At 67.8% G+C, this 4,051-nt stretch carries 3 protein-coding genes; all 3 read left to right on the forward strand.

Annotated elements, in window-relative coordinates; translation table 11 throughout:
* Positions 1-129 precede the first annotated feature (129 nt).
* The 3 genes from SM418_RS37730 to SM418_RS37740 all read left to right on the forward strand — a co-directional run bounded on the left by SM418_RS37730 (position 130) and on the right by SM418_RS37740 (position 4,028).
* A complete protein-coding gene (locus tag SM418_RS37730) occupies positions 130-1,185 on the forward strand; it encodes a tyrosine-type recombinase/integrase (protein ID WP_371946444.1) in 1,056 nt (351 codons plus the stop codon).
* A 128-nt stretch (positions 1,186-1,313) separates the two neighbouring features.
* Positions 1,314-3,497 (forward strand): tyrosine-type recombinase/integrase, encoded by a 2,184-nt coding sequence (locus tag SM418_RS37735; protein WP_371966177.1) that lies wholly within the window; start codon positions 1,314-1,316, stop codon positions 3,495-3,497.
* A 39-nt stretch (positions 3,498-3,536) separates the two neighbouring features.
* Positions 3,537-4,028, forward strand: a complete 492-nt coding sequence (locus tag SM418_RS37740) for a hypothetical protein (protein WP_371946442.1) — start codon at positions 3,537-3,539, stop codon at positions 4,026-4,028.
* Positions 4,029-4,051 lie beyond the last annotated feature (23 nt).

A 4,051-nucleotide genomic window follows, 5' to 3' on the forward strand; every position in this document is an offset into this window, starting at 1 on the left:
AGGAGGTCGGGGTTGGCGCGGCCGTACATCTGCCTCTTGATCATTTTACAAGTTACGTGGCATCAGCCGCGGAGACGATCATGGTCTCTTCGGTCTCACCCACGGACTTGAGGGGCTGTGTTGGGCGCGGTGGTGCTGGAGGAGAAGTGGCCGGTCCTGGGGCGGCATGGGCGGGCGGTCGAGTGGTTGCGCATCTGGGTTGATCTGGGGCGGGCGCCGCGGACGGTCGATGCGTACGCGCGTGGGCTGGCCGAGTACTTGGAGGTGTGTGACCGTGAGGGCGTCGACCCCGTCGAAGCGGGTCGGGCGCATGTCGCGGTGTTCGTGCGGGAGCTCACCTCGCGGCCGAGCAGGCGTGGGGCGAACGTGGTGTCGCTGGATTCGGGTGTCGGGCTGTCGAACGCCACGATTCAGCAGCGGCTGGTGGCAGTCCGGTTGTTCTACGACTTCTTGATCGAGGAAGGCCTTCGGGAGTCCAACCCGGTCGGCCGCGGGAAGTACACCCCGGGTCGGCGGTTCGGCGGCCAGCAGCGGGGCCTGGTGCCGCGGCTGGCCAAGCTGCCGTGGATCCCCAGCGAGCGGCAGTGGGCGGACGTCCTGGACGTCGCCCGGCACGAGTCGGTCCGTAATCGGGTGATGCTCGCGCTGGCCTACGACGCGGCGTTGCGCCGCGAGGAGCTGTGCTCGTTGCGCACCGACGATCTCGACCCGGCGCACCGGACGTTGCGGGTGCGGGCGGAGACGACCAAGAACCGGCTGGAACGGGTGGTGCCGTACTCGGCGGCGACCGGGGTGCTGCTGTCGGGTTACCTGGCCCATCGGGCCACGATCAGCCGGGCGCGGGGCCTGTTGTTTCTGTCGGAGTCGCGGCGCAACCACGCCCAGCCGCTGAGTTTGTGGACCTGGTCGAAAGTGGTGCGCAAGGTCGCCCTGGACGCTGGTGTTCCGCAGTTCTCCACGCACACGACCCGGCATTTGTGCCTGACGGATCTGGCGCGGATGGGGTGGGAGCTGCACGCGATCGCGACGTTCGCCGGCCACCGGTCGACGGAGTCCACACTGGCCTACATTCATCTGTCGGGCCGGGATCTGGCCGACAAGCTCGCCGGCGGCATGGAGCACATCCACGCCTGGCGAGTACGGATGCTCACCGACACCACCGCGACGGCGGAGGTGTCCCGGTGACCGCGTCGATGGAGAAGACTGCCGACGCGGCTGGTGGTGGACGCTGGCAGTGGCCGGTCCCTGCGGACCGCTACGACACCGCGGCCCAGGTCCGGGTCGCCGAGGTGAAGGCCATTCGCGAACTCGGGTTGGAGAACCTGCGGCGGCTTCACCGCCATGATCCAGCAGCTCCGGGTTGGGCGCTGATCAGGCGTCTTCTGCAGCCGCTGGAGGCGGCCAACGCCAGCCTGGACTCGCCGCCCACCAGCCACCGCAGGCGGGCCATGGCTGACGCGACGGCGGTGATCCTGCTGCGCTGCGCACAGCTCGAACGGTCGTACTGGGGATGGAGTGTCGAGGAGTGGACGGAGGCGATCGGCGCGGACCAGGCTGGTTTCCGGCGGTCGGCACCGGCCTGGGCCGATGACGCGGTCCGCTCCTATGTGTCCTCGCACGCCTATCTGCTCGGCGGGTTCAACGAGTTCCACCGCTTGGGGAGTCTCCAGCGGCTCACGATGGCCCGGCGGATCTTCGGACGTGACCGGGTGGACGCCGAGATCACCAAGGTTCGGGCCGTTCTGGACCAGTGGGGCTATCGACTCGGCCGCGGCGACGACACGCTGTTGCCGATGGTGATCTGCCAGCTGTTCCTGCTCAACCGCAGCCCGCATGTCGAGGATCTCACCACCGAGTTGTTCGATCGGATCCGCAGTGAGCGGCTGCTGGGCGACCTGCGTCTCAACACCCTGCACGCCGTTCAGCGATCGGTGGCGGCCCTGGGGTTCTGTCATCCGCCTCTCCTGGCCAACGGCGGCGGCAGAACGCCGCGGGCCGGGGGCGCTCCCGCGATCTGGACCGAGTGGGTGGACCGTTGGCACGCCACCTCGACGCTGACGCCCAAGACCCGCGGTAACGTCCGGGCCGACCTGCTCAAGATCGGGCGGTGGGCCGCCGCCGAACAGCCCGATGCAGCAGATCCGGCCAACTGGACCCGGCAGACCTGCGCGACCTGGATCGGCGCACTGGACCGGATGAACGTCGGCGACTACACCCAGCGGACCGTCGGTCTCGCCGGCCGGATCGGCGAACCTCTTCAGGCGCCGACGAAGGCCGGTCGGATCGCAGCGGCCCGAACGTTCTTCCGCGACTGCCAGGAGTGGGAGTGGTTGCCCCGCCGGTTTGCTCCCGAATGCGCCCTGGCCACTCCGCGCAGCATCGGCGCGTTGCTCGGCCCCAACCCCAGGGTGATCGCCGACGACGTCTGGGCGAAGCTTCTGTGGGCAGGACTGAACCTGCAGGCTGCTGACCTTCCGGCGACCCGTGCCGGGTTCTTCTACCCGGTCGAGCTGGTTCGGGCGATCACCCTGACCTGGTTGTTCAGCGGGCAGCGCAGCGACGAGATCGCCCGCCTGCGGCGGGGCTGCATCCGTTGGCAGCACGACGGGCAGACGATCGGCGGTGACGACTCCGAGGTGCTCGTCCGCGATGCCGTCTGTCTGCTGGATGTTCCGACTCACAAGACGGGCACCGCGTTCACAAAGCCCGTTGACCCGCTCATGGGCGAGGCGATCGAGGCATGGCAGGCGGTTCGGCCGGTCCAGCCGCAGATGGTGGATCGCCGGACCGGCGAGAAGGTGGACTTCCTGTTCGCCTTCCGGGCCCGCCGCGTTCCGTCGACCTACATCAACGGCACCGTCATCCCGTTGCTCTGCCGCAAGGCCGGTGTCCCGGCCGCCGACGTTCGCGGCAACATCACCAGCCACCGGGCCCGCTCCACGATCGCCTCCCAGCTCTACAACGCCAAGGAGCCGATGACGCTGTTCGAGCTGCAAGCCTGGCTCGGGCATCGCTCGCCCCAGTCCACGACCTTCTACGCGAAGATCACCCCGACGACGCTGAACAAGGCCTACGACGACGCCGGCTACTTCGCCCGCAACGTCCGCACCATCGAGGTCCTCCTCGACCGGGACGCCGTCACCTCCGGCCAGGCAGCCGCTGGGAAGCCGTGGCAGTACTACGACCTCGGTCACGGCCTGTGCTCCTACACCTTCTTCGAGCAGTGCCAGCACCGGATGGCCTGCGCCAAGTGCGACTTCTATACTCCCAAGGACTCGACGAAGGCCCAGCTGCTCGAGGCGAAGGGCAACCTGCAGCGCATGCTGGTGAGCATCCCGCTCACCGACGACGAACGCGCTGCGGTCGACGACGGCCAAGTCGCCTTGGACAAGCTCCTCGCCCAGCTCGCCGACGTCCCCACTCCAGCGGGGCCGACGCCCCGTCAACTCGGCGTCCCGGCCACCGCGACGATGTTGCCGATCGTCACGATCAAATGAAGATGCGACCGCAGCCACCCGATGCCACAGTTCAGTCTCATGACGCTGCTGGATCTACTCGTGGAATTCGGCCTCACCGGCCAAGTCGGTCCGCTCCACTGCGGCATGCACTTGGACCAGGCCGAAGAGATCCTCGGCCCCGGCCGACCACACCCCGCCCACGTGCTGAAGGGCTCCGACCTCGACGGATACCCCTACTCGTGGGGCGGCCTCGACTTGGTCGTCACCCAACGATCTGTCAGCGGCATCTGGATTCGGCTTCAGGCGGGCTCCACCGCACACCTGCCCCCGATCATCCTGCCGGGCTCCCACTCCCACCCAGCCACCGTGCTCCGCGAGGACTTCATCTCCGCGCTGAATACTGCCGGGTGCGCTCACGAGATCGAACAGAGCCTCACCTTCAGAAGCCAATCCAGCATTCGAACCCAGCCCGCCGACGTCTGCGCGGTGTTCTTCCCACCCCACCAAGACCAGCACGTTCCCGAACGCGAAGGCCTCTACCTCGGCGTGATCCACAAGCACATCGCTTGACAGATCGGATTCCACATAATGAT

Source organism: Actinomadura chokoriensis (assembly GCF_041463665.1).
GTDB classification, from domain to species: domain Bacteria; phylum Actinomycetota; class Actinomycetes; order Streptosporangiales; family Streptosporangiaceae; genus Spirillospora; species Spirillospora chokoriensis_A.

Excerpts from the sequence above, each read along its gene's own strand:
- SM418_RS37740 (WP_371946442.1), top strand. The coding sequence starts at position 3,537 with ATGACGCTGCTGGATCTACTCGTGGAATTCGGCCTCACCGGCCAAGTC.